19 protein-coding genes and 4 tRNA genes are annotated in these 23,485 nt (G+C 62.0%); 5 read left to right on the forward strand and 18 right to left on the reverse strand.

What is annotated here, in order from left to right; translation table 11 throughout:
* Positions 1–24: 24 nt before the first annotated feature.
* The 11 genes from ACTQWE_RS00275 to ACTQWE_RS00325 form a co-directional block, all read right to left on the reverse strand.
* Entirely contained in the window at positions 25–747 is a 723-nt protein-coding gene (locus ACTQWE_RS00275; RefSeq protein ID WP_090847058.1) for a response regulator transcription factor, read from the reverse strand.
* A 105-nt stretch (positions 748–852) separates the two neighbouring features.
* On the reverse strand, positions 853–2,088 hold the full coding sequence (locus tag ACTQWE_RS00280; RefSeq protein WP_441854988.1) for a Tat pathway signal protein: 1,236 nt from the start codon (positions 2,086–2,088) through the stop codon (positions 853–855).
* Positions 2,089–2,095: 7 nt separating this feature from the next.
* Positions 2,096–2,371, reverse strand: coding sequence for a TIGR03905 family TSCPD domain-containing protein (locus ACTQWE_RS00285; RefSeq protein WP_441854990.1), 276 nt, complete (start codon positions 2,369–2,371; stop codon positions 2,096–2,098).
* 131 nt (positions 2,372–2,502) lie between these two features.
* Positions 2,503–3,855, reverse strand: a complete 1,353-nt coding sequence (purB, locus tag ACTQWE_RS00290; RefSeq protein WP_170103807.1) for an adenylosuccinate lyase — start codon at positions 3,853–3,855, stop codon at positions 2,503–2,505.
* 143 nt (positions 3,856–3,998) lie between these two features.
* Complete coding sequence (gene argH / locus ACTQWE_RS00295; protein ID WP_304121441.1) at positions 3,999–5,396, reverse strand: argininosuccinate lyase; 1,398 nt, start codon at positions 5,394–5,396, stop codon at positions 3,999–4,001.
* Positions 5,397–5,432: 36 nt separating this feature from the next.
* Positions 5,433–6,695 carry an argininosuccinate synthase gene (locus tag ACTQWE_RS00300; RefSeq protein ID WP_320785937.1) on the reverse strand — a complete coding sequence of 421 codons (1,263 nt, stop codon included), beginning with the start codon at positions 6,693–6,695 and terminating at the stop codon, positions 5,433–5,435.
* A 684-nt stretch (positions 6,696–7,379) separates the two neighbouring features.
* Positions 7,380–7,455, reverse strand: a tRNA-Lys gene (locus ACTQWE_RS00305).
* A gap of 38 nt (positions 7,456–7,493) precedes the next feature.
* Positions 7,494–8,777, reverse strand: a complete 1,284-nt coding sequence (locus ACTQWE_RS00310; RefSeq protein ID WP_441854992.1) for an aminopeptidase — start codon at positions 8,775–8,777, stop codon at positions 7,494–7,496.
* 118 nt (positions 8,778–8,895) lie between these two features.
* Positions 8,896–8,970: transfer RNA gene (locus tag ACTQWE_RS00315), tRNA-Gly, on the reverse strand.
* A 550-nt stretch (positions 8,971–9,520) separates the two neighbouring features.
* A tRNA-Ala gene (locus ACTQWE_RS00320) sits at positions 9,521–9,596 on the reverse strand.
* Between the two features lie 60 nt (positions 9,597–9,656).
* A tRNA-Ile gene (locus ACTQWE_RS00325) sits at positions 9,657–9,733 on the reverse strand.
* A 230-nt stretch (positions 9,734–9,963) separates the two neighbouring features.
* Between ACTQWE_RS00325 and ACTQWE_RS00330 the strand changes: the two genes are divergently transcribed.
* Positions 9,964–10,467, forward strand: a complete 504-nt coding sequence (locus ACTQWE_RS00330; RefSeq protein ID WP_441855142.1) for a bifunctional nuclease family protein — start codon at positions 9,964–9,966, stop codon at positions 10,465–10,467.
* Between the two features lie 154 nt (positions 10,468–10,621).
* Here the strand turns inward: ACTQWE_RS00330 and gyrA are convergent, their stop codons facing one another.
* From gyrA to ACTQWE_RS00365, 7 genes are all read right to left on the reverse strand, one after another.
* On the reverse strand, positions 10,622–13,438 hold the full coding sequence (gyrA, locus tag ACTQWE_RS00335; protein WP_441854994.1) for a DNA gyrase subunit A: 2,817 nt from the start codon (positions 13,436–13,438) through the stop codon (positions 10,622–10,624).
* 39 nt (positions 13,439–13,477) lie between these two features.
* Entirely contained in the window at positions 13,478–15,487 is a 2,010-nt protein-coding gene (gene gyrB, locus ACTQWE_RS00340) for a DNA topoisomerase (ATP-hydrolyzing) subunit B (protein WP_441854995.1), read from the reverse strand.
* A 129-nt stretch (positions 15,488–15,616) separates the two neighbouring features.
* Entirely contained in the window at positions 15,617–16,219 is a 603-nt protein-coding gene (locus ACTQWE_RS00345; protein WP_441854996.1) for a hypothetical protein, read from the reverse strand.
* Positions 16,212–17,300 (reverse strand): DNA replication/repair protein RecF, encoded by a 1,089-nt coding sequence (gene recF, locus ACTQWE_RS00350; RefSeq protein ID WP_441854998.1) that lies wholly within the window; start codon positions 17,298–17,300, stop codon positions 16,212–16,214. The genes ACTQWE_RS00345 and recF overlap by 8 nt, the downstream gene beginning before the upstream one ends.
* A gap of 2 nt (positions 17,301–17,302) precedes the next feature.
* Complete coding sequence (gene dnaN / locus ACTQWE_RS00355) at positions 17,303–18,406, reverse strand: DNA polymerase III subunit beta (RefSeq protein ID WP_441855000.1); 1,104 nt, start codon at positions 18,404–18,406, stop codon at positions 17,303–17,305.
* A gap of 238 nt (positions 18,407–18,644) precedes the next feature.
* Positions 18,645–20,195: a DnaA ATPase domain-containing protein gene (locus ACTQWE_RS00360; RefSeq protein ID WP_441855002.1), complete on the reverse strand. Its 1,551-nt coding sequence runs from the start codon at positions 20,193–20,195 to the stop codon at positions 18,645–18,647.
* Between the two features lie 248 nt (positions 20,196–20,443).
* Positions 20,444–21,457 (reverse strand): ATP-binding protein, encoded by a 1,014-nt coding sequence (locus tag ACTQWE_RS00365; protein WP_441921193.1) that lies wholly within the window; start codon positions 21,455–21,457, stop codon positions 20,444–20,446.
* A gap of 477 nt (positions 21,458–21,934) precedes the next feature.
* Here ACTQWE_RS00365 and rpmH point away from each other — a divergent pair, with 477 nt between their 5' ends.
* The 4 genes from rpmH to ACTQWE_RS00385 are packed head-to-tail and all read left to right on the forward strand — an operon-like array spanning position 21,935 to position 23,423.
* Positions 21,935–22,069: a 50S ribosomal protein L34 gene (rpmH, locus tag ACTQWE_RS00370; protein ID WP_019127408.1), complete on the forward strand. Its 135-nt coding sequence runs from the start codon at positions 21,935–21,937 to the stop codon at positions 22,067–22,069.
* Between the two features lie 7 nt (positions 22,070–22,076).
* Positions 22,077–22,403, forward strand: a complete 327-nt coding sequence (rnpA, locus tag ACTQWE_RS00375) for a ribonuclease P protein component (protein WP_441855006.1) — start codon at positions 22,077–22,079, stop codon at positions 22,401–22,403.
* 30 nt (positions 22,404–22,433) lie between these two features.
* Positions 22,434–22,646, forward strand: a complete 213-nt coding sequence (gene yidD, locus ACTQWE_RS00380; RefSeq protein WP_170103818.1) for a membrane protein insertion efficiency factor YidD — start codon at positions 22,434–22,436, stop codon at positions 22,644–22,646.
* A 21-nt stretch (positions 22,647–22,667) separates the two neighbouring features.
* On the forward strand, positions 22,668–23,423 hold the full coding sequence (locus tag ACTQWE_RS00385; protein WP_170103819.1) for a YidC/Oxa1 family membrane protein insertase: 756 nt from the start codon (positions 22,668–22,670) through the stop codon (positions 23,421–23,423).
* Positions 23,424–23,485: the final 62 nt, after the last annotated feature.

Raw genomic sequence — 23,485 nt, forward strand, 5'->3', positions numbered from 1 at the left:
TCTGTCGCTTACCTGTCTGCGGCGCTATTCCGCACTCTTCTTCTCCGGCTTCTGCGGTGCCTCGAAGCGGTAGCCAACGCCGTGCACCGTGTAGAGCCAGCGCGGGTTGCGGGGGTCGTCGCCCAGCTTCGCGCGAAGGTTCTTCACGTGGGAGTCTATCGTGCGCTCGTATCCCTCGAAGTCGTAGCCCAAGACCTTCTCGACCAGCTCCATACGCGTATAGACGCGGCCCGGGTAGCGTGCGAGGGTCGTGAGCAGCTTGAACTCTGACGCGGTGAGGTCGACCTCCTTGCCCTCGACCATGACCTTGTGGCCAGAGATGTCGATGACGAGGTCGCCAAAGTCCAGCACCTCGAGCTGGGGCTCGCTCTCCGCATGCGCGCGGCGCAGCAGCGCGCGAACGCGGGCCACGAGCTCGCGGGGCGAGAAGGGCTTGATCAGGTAGTCGTCGGCGCCAAGCTCCAGGCCGATGATGCGGTCCTCGACCTCGCCCTTCGCGGTCAGCATGATGATGGGGACGTTAGAGGTCTCCCTGATGGCGCGGCAGACGCGCTCGCCAGAGAGCTTCGGGAGCATGAGGTCCAGAATGATGAGGTCGAAGGAGTGCTTCTCGAACTCCTCCAGGGCGCTTTGGCCGTCGCCTACGCCACGTACGATGTAGTTCTCGCGCTCAAGGTATGCCGCGACGGCGTCGCGAATGGTCTTCTCGTCCTCGACCAATAGGATGCGTTTCTCGTCCGAAGCCATGGATGGCCTCCTCCATTTACTGCTCAGGGGCTGTTATGTGCATTGTGCGCCTTTTTTGTGATTCAGAGTAATGATACCCCAGAACGAAGCCCCTAAAAGCGGGAACTAGAGAGAAAATACTCGGATAGACACTGATTCGGGGTAGCCGGTGTCCTGGTTCTTGATGGTCGAGAAGGTCACGAACCGCGACGTGTAGCCCACGCAGGCCGGATACTCCCCGTAGTCCACGCAACGGTTCTGCGCCGCAAGCACGGAGTACTTCCTCTTGTCCGTGTCGATCACGAAGTACGACGCGCGGCTCTTCACGATGTAGGTGCCGTCCTTGCCGCAGATCGGGGCGAACGGCTCGCGGGACAGCGCCACGAACGGCCCCTCCGGCTTGCCGATGTAGGAGCCCATCGTCCCCAGCAGGCCGCCGGAGTCGTAGCTCGCCTCGATGGAGAACGCGAAGCGGTCGTCTATGCTCACCGCGTTGAGCGGCTTCACGCCCGCCGGCAGCACGAGCTGGTCCACCTGCTCGGAGAGGTCGTCGCTCAGCTTGTACGACGTTATGCCGTAGTACGTGCCCTTGTCCGCGCGCACGCGGGGGGTGAGCGTCACGGTGCCGTCGGAAACCGCCGGCTCCGTCGCAAAGCGCCCCGGGGACTCTATGGCCCGCCGCGCCTTGGAATCCCCCAGGGACCACACGTAGCAAGACGAGCTCTTCGCGGCCTTCGCGCCCGTTGCCGATGGCATGACCTGCCAGATCACCCTCTTGCCCGCAACGGCAAACAGCGGCGGGTCATAGTCCTTGCTTGCGTGCCAGAGCGTGGACACGTCCCCCGCGAGGGCCCCGCCAGAGAACGCCGCGGCGTACAGGTACCACTTGTGCGTGAGCAGGTCCAGCTCGCTCCACGCATAGACGCTGTCCGAGCACCTCACGTCGTATATCACCATGTTGGTGTTGTGCGACGTGTGGGTCTTGTTCACGACCTCGGAAAGCGTGCCGCTCGTGATGTCGAGCGCGGACCCCTTCACCATGGGCGTCGCGGAGCTCCCCGCGGACGTGACGGGAATCCACGTGTCGCCGCCGGGATGCAGCACGTTGCCCACGGGAATGGTCCACGTCGCGACGGGTTCCTTCTTGAAGTCGACGGACTTGTACTTGCTCTCGTTCGTCTTCGGGTCGATCACGTAGTCCGCGGACTTGTCGTTCACCACGGTCGGGGCGGTCTCGTCGTCCTTCGTGTTGCGCCCGCAGCCCGCCATGACGCCAATGGCGGCCGCCGCCACGCCCGTGGCCGCGCCCGCCCTGAACAGCCCGCGCCTGGTAAGCGCGTGCCTCGCGCCGCCCTTCGCCATGACCGGACTAGCCCCGCACCCGCGCAAGCTCGCGCTGGGCCTCGCACAGGGCGATGGTCATCTGGTCCGCGCACGAGGTGCCGCGCATGCCGCAGGTGTTGCCCGCAAGAAGCTCCACCACGTCCGCCACGGGCCTGCCCTCCACCAGCTTGCCGACGGCCTTCAGGTTGCCCTCGCAGCCGCCCTCGAAGCTCACGCCCTCGATGGTTTGCCCGTCGTCGCTCAGGTCCAGGTGGATGACGCGCGAGCACACGCCGCGCGGCACAAAGTCGTAGTGAAACATTCCCGTCCTCTCTGTCGGAAACAAGTATACCCAGCGCACGCTGCACGCGGCCGCCATACACAGGAAGACCCGCGGCTGGCGTCGCGGGTCTTCTCGCCTAGGCGTTCCCTTGCATTTGCCTGCAGCAGGCGCTAGTCGAAGCTCAGCTGCTCCAGCCTGTCAAATACCACGTCGATGCGGCCGAGGAAGCTCCACGGGTCGAAGATCTTGTCCAGCTCCTCCTTCGTCAGGTGGCTGCAGCGCGGGTCGGCCTCGAGCTTCGCGCGGAACGTGGTGCCGTTGGGGTCGCACTGCTGGATCTCGTGCCACGTGGCCATGGCGTTCTCCTGCACGATCTTGTAGGCGTCCTCGCGCGTGATGCCGGTGTCCACCAGATGCAGAAGGACCTTGGACGAGAAGATCAGCCCCTTGGTCTTGTTGAGGTTGGCCATCATCTGCGCGGGATACAGCTGCAGGCCGTCCACGATGCGGATGAGGCACTGGAACATGTGGTCCAGCGCGATGAAGCTGTCCGCCTGCGCCACGCGCTCCGCGGACGAGTGGCTGATGTCGCGCTCGTGCCACAGCGCCACGTTGTCGAAGGCCACCTGCGCGTTCGCCTTCACCACGCGAGAAAGGCCGCATACCTTCTCGACGGTGATGGGGTTGCGCTTGTGCGGCATGGCGCTGGAGCCCTTCTGCCCCTTGCGGAACGGCTCCTCGGCCTCGAGGGTGTCCGTGCGCTGGAGGTTCCTGATCTCGGTCGCGATGCGCTCGCACGTGGCGGCCGTCGTCGCAAGCACGCCGGCGAGGTACGCGTGGTGGTCGCGGCTGATGACCTGCGTCGACAGCGGGTCGTGCACCAGGCCCAGATGCTTGCAGACGTACTCCTCCACGCGCGGGTCGATGGAGCTGTACGTTCCCACCGCGCCGGAGATGGCGCCAAACGACACGTTCTTGCGGGCGTCCCTCAGCCTGTCAAGGTCGCGCTTGAGCTCCCACGCCCAGCTGCCAAACTTCATGCCAAACGTCATGGGCTCGGCGTGGATGCCGTGGGTGCGGCCAACGCAGAGCGTGTTCCTCTCCTCGAACGCGCGGCGGCGGCAGATCTCTCCCAGCTTGCGACAGTCATCTATCAGGATGTCCGTCGCCTCGCACAGCTGGTAGCACAGGGCGGTGTCACCCAGGTCAGAGCTGGTCATGCCGTAGTGCACCCAGCGGCTGGGCTTCGGCTCGCCCTCGGGCACGTCCGCGTCGATGTAGGAGCCCATGTTCGTCAGGAACGCGATCACGTCGTGGTTGGTCACGGCCTCGATCTCGTCCACCTCGGCCTTGTTGAACTTCGCGTGGTCGCGAATCCACTTGGCCTCCTCCTTGGTGATGCCGCTCTCGCCCAGCTCCGCGTGGGCCTCGCAGGCCAGGACCTCGATCTCCTGCCAGACCTCGTACTTGTGCTCGAGCTCGAAGATGTTTCCCATCTCGGGACGAGTGTAGCGATCAATCATGCGGCTTCCCTCCGTATGGCAACAGGTTGGTTACGCTCCTACACGCAAGATTCTACCGCGCAAAAAAGAGCCTGGGCCGGCTGTAGCCCAAGCTCAGAAGACCGTCATGCAAGAAACGTGCGAGTTTACCCATGCGAGAAGAGCTACATGCCCTCCACCATGGCCTCGTCGGACTGAAGACGCGCCTTGGCCTCGCCCAGCTGCACGCGGACGGCGTCGTGGCCGGTGCCGCCGTAGGTGTTGCGCGCGCGGGCGATGCCCGCGGGGTCCAGGTCCGCCACGACGTCCTTCTCAAACAGGTCGCTCGCCGCCTGGAACTCCTCCAGCGTCAGGTCCTCCAGGCCCTTGCCGTGCTTCTCGCAGTACAGCACCAGCTCGCCCACCACCTCGTGGGCGCGGCGGAACGGCATACCCTTCTTCGCAAGGTAGTCGGCCACGTCCGTCGCGGCCGTAAATCCCGCCTTCGCCTCCTCCAGCATCCTGTCCGCATGCACGGTCCAGGTGTCGATCATGCCCTCCATGCAGGTCATACAGTCGCGCAGGGTCTTCGCCGAGTCGATGGCGCCCTGCTTGCACTCCTGCAGGTCCTTGTTGTACGCAAGCGGCAGCCCCTTCATCGTCACCAGGAGCGCCACCAGGTTGCCAACCACGCGCCCGGACTTGCCGCGCGTGAGCTCGGCAAAGTCGGGGTTCTTCTTCTGCGGCATGATGGAGGACCCCGTGGAGTACTCGTCGCTCAGCGTGACGAACCCAAACTCCGTGGTAGACCATGTGATGATCTCCTCGCACAGGCGCGAGAGGTGCATCATGCTCACGCTGCAGGCAAACAGCAGGTCAAGCAGGTAGTCGCGATCAGATACCGCATCCATCGAGTTTGGGATGGGGTGGTCGAAGCCCAAAAGCTCCGTGGTATAGAAGCGGTCCAGCGGGTACGTCGTGCCCGCGAGCGCGGCCGAGCCCAACGGGTTCGCGTCGGCGTCCTCAAAGGCCGACGCAACCCTCTTCAGGTCACGCGAGAACATCCAGAAGTACGCCAGAAGATGATGCGAGAAGAGCACGGGCTGGGCATGCTGCATGTGCGTATAGCCCGGCATCACCACGTCGAAGTTCTTCTCGGCCGCCGAAAGCAGGGTCTTCCTCAGCTTGCAGTTCTCTTTCGCGAGCTCGCGCAGCATGTCCTTTGCCAGGAGCCTGATGTCCGTCGCCACCTGGTCGTTGCGGGAACGCCCGGTGTGCAGGCGCGCTCCGGGCGCGCCGATGTCGCGAATGAGCGCGCCCTCCACGGCCATGTGGATGTCCTCGTCGTTCACGTCCCACGCAAACGTGCCGGCGTCGATCTGGCCCTTTATCCTCAGCAGGCCGGCCTCGATCTTCTCTGCGTCCTCCTGGGGGATGACGCCTTGGCGGGCAAGCATCCTTGCGTGCGCGATGGAGCCCGCGATGTCTTGCGCGTACATGCTCTTGTCGTCCTCGAGCGACGCGCCAAACTCCTGCGTGAACTCGCTCACTCCCTGCTCAAAGCGGCCTGACCAAAGTGCCATCCCTGTCCAATCTCTCGTTTTTCTGCCCTGGCGACCCTACGCCACGTGGACGTTCTCGCTCTGCTTCTGCAGCTCGTACTCCGCGGCGGGTCCCTGCGTCTTGGACCACGTGGTCGCGGCGAGCGTGTGCAGCTCGATGAAGCCCTTGGAGGCGCTGCGGTCAAAGGTGTCACCCTCACCATACGTCGCCAGGCTGTAGTCGTACAGCGAGTACGCGCTCTTGCGGCCGGTCACAGTCATGCTGCCCTTGTAGAACTTAGCCTTGACCTGGCCGGTCACGAACTTCTGGGTGTCCGCGCAGAACGCGTCCAGGGCCTGCTTGAGCTGGGAGTACCAAAGCCCGTTGTAGACGGTGGTCGCCCACTGCTGGTCGATCATGTGCTTGTACTGCAGGGTCGCGCCGTCCAAGCACATGGTCTCGAGCGCCTTGTGCATGTTGATGATCGCAAGGGAGCCGGGGCACTCGTACACCTCGTGGCTCTTGATGCCCACGACGCGGTCCTCGATCATGTCCAGGCGGCCGTAGCCGTGCTTGCCCGCGATCTTGTTCATGCTGATGATCAGGCTCAGCAGGTCCATCTTCTTGCCGTTGAGCGAGACCGGCTTGCCCTGCTCGAATCCAAGGACGACCTCCTCGGGCTCGTCCGGGGCGCTCATCGGGTCGGCGGTCAGCGTGTAGATGTCCGCCGGAGCCTCCTTCCACGGGTCCTCAAGGGCGCCGCACTCGATCGCGCGGCCCCACAGGTTCTCGTCCAGGGAGTACGGCTTCGCCGCGGTGGTGGGAACGGGCACGCCGTGCTGCTTCGCCCACTCCATCTCGTCCTCGCGGGTGTGAAGGTCCCACTCGCGCACGGGCGCCAGGATCTTCAGCTCGGGGTCGAGCGCGTGGATGCTGGACTCGAAGCGCACCTGGTCGTTGCCCTTGCCGGTGCAGCCGTGACAGATGTAGGACGCGCCGGTCTCGTGCGCGATGTCCACCAGGTGCTTCACGATCAGGGGACGAGACAGGGCGGATAGCAGCGGATACGTGTCCTCGTACATGCCGTTTGCGGCGATGGCCTTCGTCAGGAAGTCCTCGGCGTACTCCGAGCGCATGTCAAGCGCCTTGGAGTACACGGCGCCCATGCCCAGGGCCTTCTTCTCGATCCAGGTGAGGTCCTGCGCGTCCTGGCCAACGTTGCCGCAAATCGCGACGACGTCGAGGTTCTTCTCGAGCTGCAGCCACTTCACCATGACGGAGGTATCCAGACCACCCGAATACGCCAGGACGACCTTTTCCTTGTTCTTCTCTGCTGCCATCTTAAACACCCCTGCTTCCTATGTGCGATTGTCCGTGTGATGTGCCAAATTTTCGATAGCTATGACCACGGGGCCATGCCCCGGTTGTTTGCACCGTTGCGTAGGTACAAAAAAGGCGCCCGGCTCTGCCAGGCGTCTACACTGTCCAGTTTTAGGCTTGTTGAACTATGCCTCGAGGACCGAAGTGAGCGCGCGCTGGCGTCGCAGCGTGGAACGTCGATCCTGGCGTCGGAGGGAGTTGATCATGTTGAGCGTGAATGCCATATAAAACCCCTCCTTCATGCGTTGTGCTGCATCCATTGCAGCGCTTCCTGCGTTGGTGAAAGACTTTAGCGGCAAAATCGGGCCACACAACCCAGAATCTTGGTTCGAGACACGTTCGTAACAATGTCAACACAACTCCATAACGATTGTCACGCACGTGGCCACGGTGCAAGATACGTGCAAAAACGTGCCCGCGGCACCGCCAATGACCCCTGTGGGCGCCCGATGCCGCACCTCACAAGCTGTCATGACATCGCTATTCAAACCATTGCATCAAGAAGTTCACGCCATGACGCCGTAGAGAAACAGGGGCCCGCCTAGGCGAGAAGTGCCTGATAGGCGGCTGTAAGGCCGCTGCCGTATGCTAGGCACAAAAAGAGCCCCACACCGCGTTTTCGCAGGTGCGGGGCTTGTTTTTAGTGGTGGGTCGTGTGGGTCTCGAACCCACGACCTTGGGATTAAAAGTCCCCTGCTCTACCAACTGAGCTAACGACCCTCATGTGTGCGTACGGAAAATGATATCACGTCGGGCAGCTATTCGCTCTCCCAGGCCCACGCGCCGTTGCGAAACACGGGGACCTCCTCGCCGGACGCCTTCACGCCCGTGACGTTGAGGTCATCGGAGCCAATCATGAAGTCCACGTGCGTGGCGGACTGGTTCACGCCGCTCGCGAGCAGGGCGTCCTTGTCCATGTCCAGGCCGCCCTCCAGGCACTCCGGGAAGCCCGTTCCCAGCGCAAGGTGACAGCTGGCGTTCTCGTCGTACAGGGTGTCAAAAAACAGCAGGCCGGACTGCCTTATCGGCGTGCGCTTCGATATGAGCGCGCACTCGCCAAGGTACGCGGCGTTCTCGTCGGTCTCTATAATGTGGCGCAGCACTTCTCGCCCGCGCGCGGCGTCGTACTCCACGACCCTGCCGCCCTCGAACCTCAGCCAGAAGTCGTCCACGATCTGCCCGGCGTGCACCAGGGGCATCGCGGAGTACACGATGCCGTCCACGCGCGTGCGTGCCGGCGTGGTGAAAACCTCCTCCGTCGGGATGTTCGGGAAGAACACGGTGCCGTCCACGGTGCGGCCGGCGCCACCCTCCCAGATGCCTTTCGCGTTCAGGCCAACCGTGAGGTCGGTGCCGTTCTTCGAGGTGTAGTGCAGACGATCGAAGGCCATGTCGTTCAGGAAACCCTTGTTCTTCTCGAACGCGGCGTTGTGGGTCTCCCAGTCAAGCTGCGGGTCAAGGCCGTCGGCGCGCGCGACCTTCAGGATCGCAAGCCACAGGCGATAGACCGCCTCGTAGGGGGCGCAGTCGGGAAAGACCTTCCGCGCCCAGGCCTCCACGGGCGCGCCGGCGATGCACCAGACGTTCTTGCCAAAGTCCATACCGTTTCTGAACGAGAGGCACTCCGTGTTGCGCGCGTGCGCCGCCGCGGCGGGCTTCGCGGGGTCGATGCCGTCCAGCGCGGATGGGTCGCTGCCCTCTATGAACAGGAAGCACGCGCCCGCCTCGGCAAGCGAGTTCAGCTGCTCCACCTTCCACGTGGGCGTGTGGCGAAAGTGCTCCAGCGGCACGTTCTCATACTCCAGCCGCGCCATCGCGTCATCGCCCCAGATCACGGTCACGTGACCGGCGCCCTCGCGATAGGCCAGGCGCACCACGCGCCTGGCAAAGTCAGCGCACTCCACGGGGGCCTGGACCACGACCTCCTGTCCTTCTCGCACGCAAAGGCCCTTGCGCACAAGCAGCTCCGCGTACTTGTCAATCTGGCCGCTCAGGCCCTCTATGGCCAGCGTGCACTCCTCGCGGGTCATTCCCTTGCTCACGTTCGCACCTCTTCTCTTGTGGCTTTGCGGCGTCAACGGAAGACGCCCGTAAGGTCCCGGCCAGCCGGCCGCCGGACCACAAACAAATACGGGCCCCGAAGGGCCCGTCTGACATCCATGGAGCGGGCAACGGGATTCGAACCCGCGGATGATGGCTTGGGAAGCCATTGCCTTACCACTTGGCGATGCCCGCGTCTGTTTGAGCATTCTAACACAGCTTGCCCAACGCGGGGAGTGCGGGCACAATTCCTTCCGCACAAGCCGCAAAGCAACGCGCATGGCCGCGGGCGAGAAGGACATGGGGCCAAGACTAGCAGGCATCTCCTTACCATGTACGCAATTCCAGCCCGTCGCGGTACCCCTGACCTGCAAGAAGGTAACTGCAAGACGCGTGCGAGCCATCTGCAGGCGCCGTTTGCTACGCTTTCCGTCCACGAAGGCCCTCATAGGAAGGTGAACCACATGGTCGCACGCGCACCGCGTCAGAACACCGAGGTCACAAAGGCCGAGGAGCCAACACGTCATGGTCCGGCCAACAGGCCGGGCCGCTGTCAGCTTCGCGGCGGGGACCCCATAAGGGGCGGCGTCCCGCTTGCCGCCGGGCATGCCGGACTCTTGGGAGGTGATCGTCGCACGCTGTAGAAGAGCCGCCACATCACAACAAAAAGGAGGTCCGCCAATGTAGGAATGTCGTTGCGCGTCTAATAAAAAACCGCGGGGACGTACCCGCGGCATCATAAACATGGTGGAGACGATGGGGATCGAACCCACGACCTCAGGCTTGCAAAGCCCGCGCTCTCCCAGCTGAGCTACGTCCCCGATAATAATCGCCCCAGCGGCGACTCGGCTAGCGCTGGGGCGATTATTCTCAAGAAAAAGTGGTGGGCCCGACAAGGTTCGAACTTGTGACCTCCCGGTTATCAGCCGGACGCTCTGACCAACTGAGCTACGGGCCCAACGCGAGAAGTAATATTACTCAGCATCGGTACCTAGGTCAACCGCAATCCCAAATTTCTTTCCCTTCTCTTTTCCTCCACATTTCGTTCGTTCTGTCCGGAAGCGCGGCCGCGCGACGGAGCAATGCAACGCGGCAGTGTATATCTGGTGTTTGCCAAATAGTGCTTGCGCCCCTTCCTATTGCGGGTAAGATATCCACGCTAAAGAGAGGTGGATTCACTTGGTAAGAATGGACATCCAGACAGTGGTGGTCGGCGGAGGTCCCGTCGCGTCCCTCATCGTCCTCAGGACCAGGAAGCCCAACGCGGACGGTAGCTTCACGCAGCTACCCATCCGCATCGGTGCGGTCGAGGCAACCGCGATCTCCATGGGGGTCGATGGCGCGCACGGCAGCCGCCCCATGACGCACGATCTTTTGGCGTCGACCATCAAGGCGCTGGGCGCACAGGTCTCTCACGTCGTCATTTCCGACGTCGAGGGAACCACGTTCTTTGCCCAGGTGGAGCTCCGGACCGATTCTGGCCGCATCGTTCAGGTGGACGCGCGCCCGTCGGATGCCATCGCCCTTGCGGTCCGCGTCGACGCGCCGCTGTTTGCGGAGGAGTCCGTGCTCGAGGCCGCGACCCTGCCCGATTTCGCGTCGGTCGAGAAGGACGAGGAGAAGCAGGAGCTCGAGAAGTTCCATGCCTTCGTCGAGGGCCTCTCCCCAGACGATTTCAACGCCACCCACTAGCTCCGGCCTCGTACCTGCCCCCGGCGCACCAGGGCGTCGCAGGGGCTTCAACACACACATGCCTGCCGTTATGGCAAACGCCCGGGCGAGAAGATCAGCTCTTCTCGCCCGGGCGCCTTTCTAGCGTCAGCCTTTCCCAGGGGTCGCGGGCCCGCTACTCGTCGTCCTCGATGAGCGTGTCGTCCAGCTCCTCCTCGCCGCCGATGTCGACGGGATCCTCGTCGTCGGCCTCCTTGGCCCCGGCGGCCGCAAGGTCAAGCGATCCCTGCATCGGGTTCGCCTTCGCGGCCTTCTTCTTGTGCGCAACCATCCTGGCGACGGCGCTGATCTTGTCGCTCTCGCCCAGGTTCATGATCTTCACGCCCTGCGTCGCGCGGCCGAGCCTCGATATGTCGCTCGACTTCACGCGGATCACGACGCCCTCCTCGGACACGATCATCAGCTCGTGCTGAGGCCCAACGACGCGGCACGCCACAAGGTTGCCCTTCTTCGCGGTCATCGCGATGGTGGCCACACCCTGGCCGCCGCGCTTGTGCTCGGGGTACTCGGACACGGGCGTGCGCTTGCCATAGCCGCGGTCCGTGATCACCAGCAGGTCACCGTTGCCGTTCGTGATCTCCATGCCCAGCATCTTCGCGCCGTCCTTCAGCGTGATGCCGCGGACGCCGGAGGTGTCGCGACCGGTCGGGCGGATCTCGGCCTCGTCAAACAGGATGGCCTTGCCCAGGTCAGAGCACAGGATGACCTTCTCGCCGGACTTGACCCTCCTCACGTTGACAAGCTCGTCGCCCTTCTTAAGGTTGATCGCGATGATGCCGTCACGTCGGCTCTTGTCGTAGTCGCTCATCGCGGTCTTCTTGATCATGCCGTCGCGCGTGGCAAACAGCAGGTACTCGTCCGCGGGGAACTCCCTCGTGGTGATGACGGCCGTCGGGTGCTCGCCATCCTCAAGCGGCAGCACGTTCACGAGCGCGGAGCCCCTTGCGTGGCGGCTGCCCAGCGGCAGCTCGTGCACCTTCAGGCGGTACACCTTGCCCCTGTTCGTGAAGAACAGCACATAGTCGTGGGTGGACGCCACAAACAGGTCCTCGACGAAGTCGTTGTCCTTCAGCGAGAGGCCCTGGACGCCCTTGCCGCCACGCTTCTGGGAGCGGTACGTCGCCACAGGCAGGCGCTTGACGTAGCCGGCGTGCGTGAAGGTGACGACCATGTCCTCCTCGGCGATGAGGTCCTCGACGTCGAGGTCCACGGGCGCGTCAGATATCTGCGTGCGACGCTTGTCGCCAAACTTCTGGGCGATCTCCTGCATCTCGGTCTTGATGACCTCGAGGATCTTCCTCTGGTCCGCAAGGAGTCCCTCGTAGTACTCGATGGCCTTGCGCAGGCCGTCGAGCTCGTCCTGGATCTTGTCGCGCTCCAGGCCGGTCAGGCGGCGCAGGCGCATCTCGAGGATCGCCGTCGTCTGGATCTTGGTGAACCCAAACCTGTTGATGAGCCTCTCGGACGCCTCCGTGTCCGTGCGGCTGGAACGGATGATGGTGATGACCTCGTCGATGTGGTCGAGCGCAAGCAGCAGGCCCTCGAGGATGTGCGCGCGGGCGCGCGCCTTCGCAAGGTCGAACTTCGTGCGTCGGGTAACCACGTCGACCTGGTGGTCGATGTAGTACTGAAGCATCTCGCGCAGCGTGAGCGTCCTCGGCACGCCGTCGACCAGCGCAAGGTCGATGATGCCGAAGGAGCTCTGCAGCGCGGAGTACTTGTACAGGTTGTTCAGGACGACCTCGGGCACCGTGCCCTGCTTCAGCATGAGCACAAGGCGCAGACCCTTGCGGTTCGACTCGTCGCGCATGTCGGTGATGCCGTCGATGCGCTTCTCGTTTACCAGGGCCGCAATCTTCTCCTGCAGGGTGCCCTTGTTCACACCGTACGGGAACTCGGTGAACACCAGCTTGTTGCGGCCGCCCTTCGTGGACTCCACGTGCGCCTTCGCGCGGATGGTGATGATGCCACGACCGGTCTCGTACGCCTGCTTGATGCCCTCGGAGCCCATGATGAGGCCGCCGGTCGGGAAGTCAGGTCCCGGCATGACGGTCATGAGCTCGTCCACCGTCGCGTCCGGGTTGTCGATCAGCATGCAGACGGCGTTGATCGCCTCGCGCAGGTTGTGCGGCGGAATGTTCGTCGCCATGCCGACTGCGATGCCCTGCGAGCCGTTGACCAGCAGGTTCGGGAAGCGCGCGGGCAGGACCACGGGCTCCTGCAGCGACTCGTCGTAGTTCGGCTGCCAGTCGACCGTGTCCTTGTTCAGGTCGCGCAGAAGCTCCATCGCCGGCCGGGCAAGGCGCGCCTCGGTGTAACGCATCGCCGCCGCGCCGTCGCCGTCGATGTTGCCAAAGTTGCCGTGGCCGTCCACCAGGGGCACGCGCATGCTGAACCACTGGGCCAGGCGGACCATGGCGTCGTACACGGCAGAGTCACCGTGCGGGTGGTACTTGCCGATGACTTCGCCAACGGTCCATGCCGACTTCTTGTGCGGCTTGTTCGGGAAGATGCCCGCCTCGTTCATGGCGTACAGGATGCGCCTGTGAACGGGCTTCAGGCCGTCGCGCACGTCCGGGAGCGCACGGGCCGTGATGACCGACATGGAGTACTCGATGAACGACTGCTCCATCTCGTGACCGAACTCGTGAAACTGCAGACGGCCGCCATGCACGTCCACGCCGTCGCCGGCGCCACGGTTGTCGTCGCCCATCTGGAGCTGCTCGTCTGCGTCGTCGTCCTCGGCGTCGTCCTCGTCGTCGGAGCCACCGTCGTCCATGCCGGCCTCGTCCTCCGCGTCCGGGTCGTACACCGGCGCGTCAGAGTCGTCCGACTCTGCCCTGTCCAGCAGGCGCTGCAGGTCCTCGGGCAGGGTGACGTCGTTGTCGCCGCCCTGTCCCAGGCCGTCGTTGCTGTTGCTGTTATCTGCCACTTATCGTGCCTTTCGTCTGTCGCTTGCCTGTCTGCGCCGCTACGCGTCCAGGAAGCGGGCGTCCTTCGCGTGCTTCTCGATGTAGTCCCTGCGGTACTCGACGGAGGTTCCCATCAGTCGCGACACCGCCTGCTCGGCGCGCGCGGCGTCCTCGATGCCAATCCTCTGCAGGATGCGCGTCTTCGGGTCCATCGTCGTGTCCGCCAGCTGCTGCGGGTCCATCTCTCCCAGGCCCTTGTAGCGCTGGACGGTGTACTTGCGCTGCTTGCCCTCCGCGTCGCGCGGCACGTACTGCTCGATCGCCTGGGCGAGAAGAGCCTCCTCCGCCGTCTTGCCGTCTGGGTACACGTAGTGGATCTTCTTGCCCACCTTCACGCCGAAGATCGGCGGGCAGGCGCTGTAGATGTAGCCTGCGTCGATCAGCGGACGCATGTACTTGTAGAAGAACGTCATCAGCAGGATGCGGATGTGCGCGCCGTCGACGTCTGCATCGGTCATGATGATGATCTTGTGGTAGCGGGCCTTGTTGATGTCGAAATCGCCCGCGTCCGTCGTGACGCCGGTACCGATTGCCGTGATGAGGCTCTGGATCGTGTCGGAGTTGAACGCCCTGTGGTCACCCACGCGCTCGACGTTCAGGATCTTGCCTCGAAGCGGGAGGATCGCCTGGATGTCTCGGCGGCGGCCGTCCTTCGCCGATCCGCCTGCCGAGTCACCCTCGACGATGAAGAGCTCGGTCATGGCCGCGTCGCGCACGGAGCAGTCCGCAAGCTTGCCGGGAAGCGACGCGGACTCGAGGATGCTCTTTCGCCGCGTTGCCTGGCGCGCCTTCTGGGCCGCAAGGCGTCCCTTTGCGGCGCTCGATGCCTTCTTGAAGATCTCCTTCGCCTGCTTGGGGTGCTCCTCCAGGTAGTCCGCAAGGCCGCGAGAAACGATCTTGTTCGTGAGCGTCCTCATGTACGAGCTGCCCAGCTTCGCCTTCGTCTGTCCCTCGAACTGCGGGTCGGGAAGCTTAACGGATATGACGGCCGTCAGGCCCTCGCGGATGTCGTCACCGGTGAGGTTCGCCTCCTTCTCCTTCAGCAGCTTGTGGCTGCGGGCATAGTCGTTCACCGTCTTCGTGAGGGCCGTCCTGAAGCCCTCCAGGTGCATGCCGCCCTCCTCGGTGTAGATGTCGTTCGCGAACGACATCACGTGCTCCGAGTAGCCGGTGTTCCACTGCATGGAGACCTCGACCTCGCCCTTCTTGGCGAGCGGGGTGTCCTCGTCCGTCTTGCCCTCGATGTAGATGGGCTTCGACAGGCCGGGAAGCACGGTCTTCTCGTACGTCTTCTTCTCGGGGCTCCAGCCGTTCAGGAACTTGACGAAGTCGTTGATGCCGCCGGCATAGCAGAACTCCTCCACGCGCGGAACAAGCTCGCGCTCGTCGGTCAGCACGATCTTCAGGTTCTTGTTCAGGAACGCCGTCTCCTGTAGGTGGTTCTTCAGGGTGTCGAAGTTGTAGACGGTGGTCTCGAAGATCTTCTCGTCGGGCCAGAAGGTGATGGTCGTGCCCGTCGTCTTGGACTTGCCGATCTCCTTCATCTTCTCGATGGTCTTGCCGCGCGAGAATTGCATCTCATAGATCTTGCCATCGCGCTTTACCTGCGCAATCAGCTTCTTCGAGAGCGCGTTCACAACGGAAACGCCGACGCCGTGCAGGCCGCCGGACACCTTGTATGCGTTGTTGTCGAACTTTCCGCCGGCGTGCAGGATGGTGAGCACGACCTCGAGGGTCGGCTTCTTCTCGGTGGGATGCATGTCGACGGGGATGCCGCGGCCGTTGTCCACGACGGTGATGGAGTTGTCCGGATGGACCGTGACAAGAATCTTGTTGCAGTACCCGGCCATGGCCTCGTCCACGGAGTTGTCAACGATCTCCCACACCAGGTGGTGAAGACCGGTCTCGCTCGTGGTGCCAATGTACATGCCGGGACGCATGCGGACGGCTTCGAGACCCTTGAGGACCTTAATCTCGCTTCCGCCGTAGTTGCTTTCTTCTGTCGCCACTCAGTTTCCCCTCTATATTGAAATAAAAAGAGACTCCTAGATTTTAGTCCAAGGGGTCTCTTTTGGTTCGAGCCAAACATAAAATGGAATGCCGCGCCATCTTAAAATCACGTCAGCGGGCTTGTAAGCCTATTTCTGATGATTTGTCCGATTCTTCGTGTTCTCTAGCAGTTCTCTTCTGAACGAGAGCTCAATGGCTCTCTCCGCCTTCGCACGAATCCCGTCGGGAAGGTCGCGCGTCATGTCCTCGATGCGGCCGCGCTCCTCCTGCGAAAGGCCGGGCAGCGCCACCGAGGCATGCTTCTTCCCGATGCCCTCGTACTTCTCACCCGTGGCCTTGCGCATGTGCCGTGCGTCGGAAAGCCTGAACTTGACGCCAGACACCTGCAAGCCAACGCCGTGGAGCCGCGCAAGGTAGATCTCCTTGTTCGCGTTGAAGTCCGACATCCTCACGTGCGAGTCCACGTACACGCACAGGACGGGGTCCCTCCCCTTCTTCGTGGGTGTCTTGTCGAGAAAAACGCCCGTCGTGTGCCTTCGCTCTATGTCTCCGTTCGCGCCGTACCAGGCCGCACGGGCGCGCTGGTTCTCGGTCATGTGCGCGCGCATGTCCGTGCTCACCGTACCGCTCAGTATGGACGAGAGGGGCGTGTCGTTCCTGAAGCGCTCCTCGTCGAAGACGTAGCCCCTCCCGTAGTTCTTGGACGTGCCTTTTTCCCTGGGGTTACCCATCTATCCTCACGACTCTCGCGTCCAACAGAAGCTCTTCCGGGAAGTATCCAAGGTTTGTCGTCGTCACGACCGTCTGTATGCCGGACTGCACGAACCTCGTCATCGCGTCGCGACGGCCTTCGTCCAGCTCGCTCATGACGTCGTCCAGAAGCAGCAGCGGCTGCTCGCCCACAACCTCCTGCGACAGCCTCACTTCGGCCATCTTCCACGCCAGCACGATCGAGCGCTGCTGCCCCTGCGAGCCATACGCGCGGGCGTCACGGCCGTCGATGGCGAAGGCGATGTCGTCGCGCTGGGGCCCCACGAGCGTCTGCTGGCGCCTGAGGTCGTCCTGCCTGCCCTCCTCCAGCTTCCTCGCAAAGAGGTCGCAGAGCTCGTCGCGGGTGCGCCCGCTCAGGTCCTCGCCAAGAGACGAGACGTACTGGCAGTCCAGCTCCTCGCCGGAGGCGATCTCGCTATAGATGTCGCGAAGATAGTGCCCGAGCCTCTCGAAGAGCCTCAGCCGCGCGGCGAGCAGCGTCGCCCCGCCAAGGGATACCGACGCGTCCCATGCGTCCAGGAGCGCGAGGTCGGGGTAGTCCTCCTTCAGGAGCCGGTTCCTCTGCTCCACGGAGCGCAGGTAGGCGGAGAGCACCTTCGCATAGCCGCGATTCGCCTGCCGGCCAAAGCCGTCGAGCTCGTCGCGGCGGTACGAGGCGCCCCGCTTCACAAACGAAAGGTCGTCGGGGTTGAAGAGAACCGACATGAGCGTTTCGGGAAGGTCCTGAGAAGAGCACTTCTTGCCATTCCTGAAGAATCGGCGGCGCCTGTCCTCCACCTCGCACGATACGTCTATCACGCGTCCGTCGCCCTCGAGTCTTGCGGATATCTTCGCGGCGGCGCAGTCCTCGCGAACCTGCTGAGACGGCTTCGCCTTCCTGAACGAGGTTCCGGCGGTAAGCATCTGCAAGGCCTCGACGGTATTCGTCTTGCCGACGGCGTTCCTTCCCGCAAGGATGGTCATGCCGTCGGCAAAGTCGATGCTCTTCTCGCCAAAGTTGCGCCAGTCGCGCATGCCAAGGGTCTTGACGCGCAGTCCCACGGCTACATCCTGACGGGCATCAGCAGATAGAGGTAGTTGATCTTGGAGTATGACTTGAAGATGCCCGGCTGCATGGTGCTCTGGAGCTCGAGCGTGATCTCCTTCTGGTCGTTCGCGGCGTTCACGCAATCGAACACGTAGTGGTAGTTCAGCGCGATGGACATGGCGTTGCCCTCGACTTCCACCGGCAGCAGCTCCGTGGACTCACCCTGGTCGGGCGAGCTTGCAGAAAGCTTCATGACCTTGCCGTCCGGGTCGATGTCAAAGCGTACGGAGGGGTTCGTCAGCGCGATGACCGAGACGCGCTTGAGCGCAGCGGAGAACTGCGCCACGTCGATCCTGACAGACGTGTTGCAGCTGGGCGGCAAAAGCTGCTTGTAGTTGGGGAAGGTTCCGTCGATCTTGCGCGACACGTAGGTCGTGTCGCCAAACGCAAACACGACCTGGCTGTTCGTCGTGCCGATCGTGATCCTCTCCGTCATGGACGGGAGCGACAGGACGTCGTGGAAGGTGTTGCCCGGGACGATGGTCTCGAACGCCTCCTGTATGGAGCTCGTCTCCACGTTCGAGTCGCACACGGCCAGGCGGTACGAGTCGGTCGCCACGAGCCTGATCGTGTTGTCCTCGACGGTCAGGAGCACGCCGGAAAGGATGGGGCGCGACGTGTCCTTCGAGGTCACCTTGTAGACCTTCCCCACCATCTCGGAAAGAAGGTCGCTCGGCAGCTCGACGGTGCGGTCGAGGTCATACTCCGGGAACTCGGGGAAGTCGGCGGGGTCGAGGGTGTTCAGACGGAACGACGACTTGTCGCACTGGATCGTCAGGACCCTCTCGCCGTCCTCGAACATCACGGCCGCGTCGGGAAGCGTCTTCACGATGCTCGTCAGGATCTTGCCGGACGCCACCGTCGCACCCGGCTCCTCGACGTCGGCTGCGATCCTGTGCCTGATCGATATGTCCAGGTTCGTCGTCTGGAACTCGAGGACACCTTCCTCCGCCTTTATATATATGCCTGAGAGCACGGGGAGGGTTGAATTCGAAGCCATTCCCTTTGCTACCACAGAGAGGGCTTGCATGAGTGCAGACTGGCTTACTGTGAATTTCATTCGGTACCCTCCATTGTTATTGGTACTTATATATAGAAAAGAAGTAGTGGTAATAATAAGGCTTGTAGAAAAGTTGAAAAGTCAGAATCTCCGCAGGTAAATGGAATGTAAGCGCGACTCGGGCTACTTCATTTCTCCTTACGTCAGTTAACACTCACAATATGTCGAAAACCTCCGTCTACAACGATGCCGCACTTTTCGACTCTTCTCTACAGGATTTCTTCCAGCTTTTCGAACCCTATCTGTTGTCGGTTATCCCGTCTTGCAGAGTCTGGATCCTATCTTGGAAGATCCTGTCCTCCTTGCGGGTCTTGTCGACCCAGTAGATGCTGTGCTTGACGGTCGCGTGGCTCCGTCCGCCAAACTTCTTTCCTATGTCTGCCAACGTGTTGTCGGTAAGCTCCCTCGTGAGCCAGACTGCCACGTGCCTTGGCTCCATCAGTTCCTTGTTGCGCTTCGAGCCCACCAGGTCCATATGCGAGACGTCGTAGTAGGTCTCGACCGCCTTCTGTATCTGCTCGACCGTGATGGTCTTCTGACCAGTCGGCCACTTGGCGTTCGCAATCTTTATGATGTCTTCCCGGTCCAGTCGCTCGCCCAGCTTTTCCTTGCGCGACGCGGTTATCAGGCAGGTGTGCACGAATCCCTCGATGATGCGGATGTTCGTGCCCGATTTCTCGGCCATGAGCTTCCGGTCCGTCTCGGATATCGTTCCCGTCATGCCGGGGATGTGTTCCCTCACGGCGTCCTGCTTCATGGTGTCGTAAAAGCTGTTGATGAGCTTCAGCTTCAGCTCGTAGTCTGGTACCTGTATGCTCACGGTCACGCCAGAGTCCATGCGACTGGTCTCGCGCTCGTCAAACTTGCTGTCACCCATGCCAAGCTGCGAGGGGGATCGGTCGGCCGCAAGAACTATCTGCTTCCCGTGCGACATGAGCGTGTTGTACGTCTCGAAGAAGAAGCTGATCGTGCCCGCCGCACGCCGCATGTTCTGAATGTCGTCGATAATCAGCACGTCGACGTTCTGGTAGTTGCGAGACAGCGCCGCCTTTGCTGGGGTGTCGCCCACGTTCATCGCGTTCACGTAGTCGTCCACAAACTCCGTGCCCGTGCGGTACACGCACAGCCGCGACGGGTCGTTCTGTGCAATGTAGTTCTGGATCGCGCGCAGCAGGTGGGTCTTTCCCAGTCCGCTCTTCCCATATATAAACAGTGGGTTGTAGCTCTTGTTCCCGCCGTTCGCCACCTGCTTCGCCGCGTCGAACGCAAACTCGTTCTCCTCGCCGGACACAAAGCGGTCAAACGTGAGCTTCGAGTCGGACGGGTCGATGACCTCGTTCTGGAAGTCGCTCACCGGTCGCTCCGCGGCCTCCGGGCGAGAAGGGCCGCCCCCCGTCGCCGTCGGCACCGTCCTGGGCGCCACGCTCGCCGGTGCCGACGCAGGCTCCATCGCCGCGGCCGTCGTGTTGATGCGACCGACCTCCTCGCGCGACATCTCCGCGCCCGTCTGTACCGGGCGACGCACGGAGTCGTGCGTCAGCATGACCTCGAAGCCCACGGGCTGGAAGGCCGCCTGCTCCAGGCACTCCTCAATCATGGGCGTCTGCTGGGATATCTTGCGCTGCGCAAATCCCATGTTCGTGGACACTGTCAGCTTCTCGCCATCAAACGAGACCGCTTGGCAGCTCCTGAGCATGGCCAGCGTTGCGGGCGCGACGTTCCTTTCGGCAAGAAGCGTCAGTGCGTCTTCCCAGAGCGCTATCGCATCCGATTCCTGAGATGAAGTCATACCTACCATTTACCTCTGCAATGTTGAAAAGTGCACCCATTATATGATGAAAACCGTCCGAGCACACCCTCGGCGCCGGACGAGTACTTCTCGCCCGGAGTTTTTATTGCCGCATGTCGCCCGTGGCGACCGCGGCCACTCATCCCCGCTCCGCCAAGGCCGCGCAACGCCTTCCCGTCGTCGCACTGGGCTGGGGCTTTATGGCTGAGCTATTTGGCTGCGTTATTTCGATACGTTATTTGGCTGCGCTATATCTGCTGTGCGTACGTTCTGCCAAGGTCGGTCAGGGCATACTTCTGGGCACCCTTGTTCTTCCTGATGAAGCCCGCCTTCTCAAGCTTCTGCAGCTCGCGCGTCCACGTGGGCTGCGAGCTGCCAAACGCGCGCGTCAGCTCCGTCGGGCCCACGGTCGGGTTCGCTTTGAGGTACGAAAGCACGCTCACGTCCCTTTCGCTTAGCGAGAAGGGCGCAGGCTGCGGAGCCGGCATGGGCTGTTGGGGCTGCATGTATGGCTGGTATTGGCCCTGCTGCTGGTATGGCATGCCCTGCTGCATGGGCATCTGCTGGAACTGCGGCCACCCCGGCGCGAAGCCCCCCTGCGGATAGGCCGGCTGCCCATAGGGCATCGCCCCGTACTGCTGCATCCCGACGCCCTGTGGCATCTGCGGCATCGCCGCCGCGGCCCCGGGCATGGCCGCCGGCATCCCGCCGCCCGCCGGGCCCTGCATGCCCGTGGGGCTCTGGCCCTGCATGCCGCCCATGGCAAAGCCCTGGGCGTCCATGGGCTGGTCCGTCATCTGCTCGTCGTCCTGAACCACATTGGATATCGTGACTATGGTTCCGCCGGAAATGTTGTCCTCGATGGTGAGCGACCCGCCGCGGTCCGTCATGTACTGCTGCACGTACGGCAGACCGCTCCCCACACCGCGGATGTACTGCTTCATGGGCTCCGTCGCGGACGTCGTCCCGTACTCGAGTGCGAGGTCCTTGGACTTGATCCCCGGCCCCTGGTCCGAGAACTTGATCGTCTCGCCGCCGTCCAGGATGCTGATGGTCGGCTCGAGGAAGTATGCGTGAATGAAGTTCTCGACAATCTCCCTGATCACCATAAAGGGAATGGTTCCGCCCTGCTCCTTGGAAAGCCTCGTCACCGTCGCGGTGATCTCCTCAAGATAGGAGCGCACGTCCTTCGGCTCCACAAGCACGACGCGCGGCGCCGCCGCCGCGTCGTCGTACACGGCGATGCGCGCGGGGTATTTCACCTTCAATTCATCGCCATCTGTGGAGGTTTTGGGGGTCCCCTGTGCCTCATTCTCGCCGTCTGCGTTCTCTACAAACGGGTAGAAGTCACGCGGCATGTTCGTCCCTTTCTCCTTAGTTTTAAACAATTCATCTACGCATGTTGAAAACTATTCAATCTGAATAACATCCGAATGAAAGATTTCAACACGGGATGAAACGTTGTTCAAAACTTGGGCGGATGTTGTTCGTATCGGGTGAAAAATCATAGCATCATTCATCAACAAAACCGCAGATGAGACTCAAGTATCGCCGAAATCATGCTCAATGAATTTCATTCAACATAGCCTGAATGACACGTGTGTGCCCACCTAGCGTCGCCTCAAGGGTCAAATTGTGGTCTCTAGCAGAGGGAAATTGACATTTCGCCTGACAGTTCACTACAATCTTGTAGCTTGACGCTATTGGTCCTATATGTTGATCCTCGGGAGGATTTAAAAATGAAGCGTACTTATCAGCCTAACAAGAGGAAGCGCGCAAAGACCCACGGCTTCCGCGCCCGCATGGCAACCAAGGGCGGCCGCGCCGTCCTCGCCCGCCGTCGCGCCAAGGGCCGCAAGAGGCTTACCGTCTAGGCACGCCATGGAGACCATCAAATCCAAGCGAGATTTTGAAGCGGTCTTTTCTGGCGGGAAGAGAGTCAGCCATAGACTCGTCCGAGCTACAGTTTTAAAGTGCGACGAAGGCGACTTGGGAAAGGTCGCCTTCGTCGCACCTAAGCGACTGGGCAACGCGGTCTATAGGAACAGGTGCAAGAGGGTGCTTCGAGAGGCCGCCCGCTCGTGTGGCTTTCCCGTCCAGGGCACAAGAATCATCCTGTTCGCAACGAAGGCAACGCACGAAAGCTCCCCGGACGAAGTGTCCGAGGCGCTGCGAAGCCTTCTCAAGCGTTGCGGCATCAACGGCTAAGAACGGCGCTGGGCGAGAAGGGCTTGCCATATGGTTAAGAGAGTTCTTCTCGTCTTGATAAGGGGTTACCAGAAGTACCTTTCCCCGCTGTTCCCGCCATCTTGCATCTACGAGCCGTCTTGCTCCCAATATGCCCTCGAGGCCATTGGCAAGTACGGCGCCCTGAGAGGTTCGTGGCTCGCCTTTAAAAGAATCCTGCGGTGCAACCCATTTCACAAAGGCGGCTATGACCCTGTCCCCTAGCTTTGATAACCGGAGGAATCCATGTGGGACTGGTTTATTGATTTCCTGATGCAGATACTGCAGTGGCTCGCCAACTTCAGCGGCGACTGGGGTATTGCCGTCATCATCCTCACCATCATCATCCGACTCCTGGTCATGCCGCTCATGACGAAGTCGACTGCCTCGAGCGCAAGAATGCAAGCGCTGCAGCCAAAGATGATGGAGATCCAGAACAAGTACGCGGACGATCCCGAGCGCCAGGCAGAGGAGCTTCGCAAGTTTACTGCAGAGAACAAGTTCAACCCCCTTGGGGGCTGCCTTCCCATCCTCCTGCAGATGCCCGTCTTCTTCGCGCTCTTCACCGTCGCCAAGCAGGTCCCCTCGTCCGCTCACTTCCTCAACATCATGCCGTCCCTTGGCATGTCTGCCGCGCAGGCAATGGATAAGGGCATAAGCGTCGCGGCGGTTTATATCGTCTTTGACGTGCTGTTTGGCATCCTCACCTTCATCCCTATGATCATGAATCTCCAGAACACCCCTGAGGAGCAGCGCCAGCAGACTCTCGTCATGGGTGTTGTCATGGCCGCGATGATGCTCTGGTTTGGCTGGACCGTCCCTGGTGCCGTCCTTCTCTATTACGATGCATCTGCCGTTTGGCAGGTCGCACAGCAGAAGATCGTCACCCAGAGGGTCATGGACAAGGTCAAGGCCGAGACCGAAGCCAAGCTTGCGAACCAGGGTGTACAGGTCGACGTCGTGCGCAAGGAGCGCAAGCCGCGCCCGCACAAGAAGAACTAGAATTAGTGGATTCAGCTGCGCGGCCCCTTAGGATGGGTCGCGCTATCGTTTGTGGAGGTAAC

The organism is Parafannyhessea sp. LCP19S3_B1 (genome assembly GCF_052121955.1).
Classification (GTDB): Bacteria; Actinomycetota; Coriobacteriia; order Coriobacteriales; family Atopobiaceae; genus Parafannyhessea.

Bases quoted from the DNA above. Each gene is read 5' to 3' on its own strand.
- ACTQWE_RS00275 (WP_090847058.1), bottom strand. From the start codon at position 747: ATGGCTTCGGACGAGAAACGCATCCTATTGGTCGAGGACGAGAAGACC.
- ACTQWE_RS00280 (WP_441854988.1), bottom strand. From the start codon at position 2,088: ATGGCGAAGGGCGGCGCGAGGCACGCGCTTACCAGGCGCGGGCTGTTC.
- ACTQWE_RS00285 (WP_441854990.1), bottom strand. From the start codon at position 2,371: ATGTTTCACTACGACTTTGTGCCGCGCGGCGTGTGCTCGCGCGTCATC.
- purB (WP_170103807.1), bottom strand. From the start codon at position 3,855: ATGATTGATCGCTACACTCGTCCCGAGATGGGAAACATCTTCGAGCTC.
- argH (WP_304121441.1), bottom strand. From the start codon at position 5,396: ATGGCACTTTGGTCAGGCCGCTTTGAGCAGGGAGTGAGCGAGTTCACG.
- ACTQWE_RS00300 (WP_320785937.1), bottom strand. From the start codon at position 6,695: ATGGCAGCAGAGAAGAACAAGGAAAAGGTCGTCCTGGCGTATTCGGGT.
- ACTQWE_RS00330 (WP_441855142.1), top strand. From the start codon at position 9,964: ATGGACATCCAGACAGTGGTGGTCGGCGGAGGTCCCGTCGCGTCCCTC.
- ACTQWE_RS00345 (WP_441854996.1), bottom strand. From the start codon at position 16,219: ATGGGTAACCCCAGGGAAAAAGGCACGTCCAAGAACTACGGGAGGGGC.
- dnaN (WP_441855000.1), bottom strand. From the start codon at position 18,406: ATGAAATTCACAGTAAGCCAGTCTGCACTCATGCAAGCCCTCTCTGTG.
- ACTQWE_RS00360 (WP_441855002.1), bottom strand. From the start codon at position 20,195: ATGACTTCATCTCAGGAATCGGATGCGATAGCGCTCTGGGAAGACGCA.
- rpmH (WP_019127408.1), top strand. From the start codon at position 21,935: ATGAAGCGTACTTATCAGCCTAACAAGAGGAAGCGCGCAAAGACCCAC.
- rnpA (WP_441855006.1), top strand. From the start codon at position 22,077: ATGGAGACCATCAAATCCAAGCGAGATTTTGAAGCGGTCTTTTCTGGC.
- yidD (WP_170103818.1), top strand. From the start codon at position 22,434: ATGGTTAAGAGAGTTCTTCTCGTCTTGATAAGGGGTTACCAGAAGTAC.
- ACTQWE_RS00385 (WP_170103819.1), top strand. From the start codon at position 22,668: ATGTGGGACTGGTTTATTGATTTCCTGATGCAGATACTGCAGTGGCTC.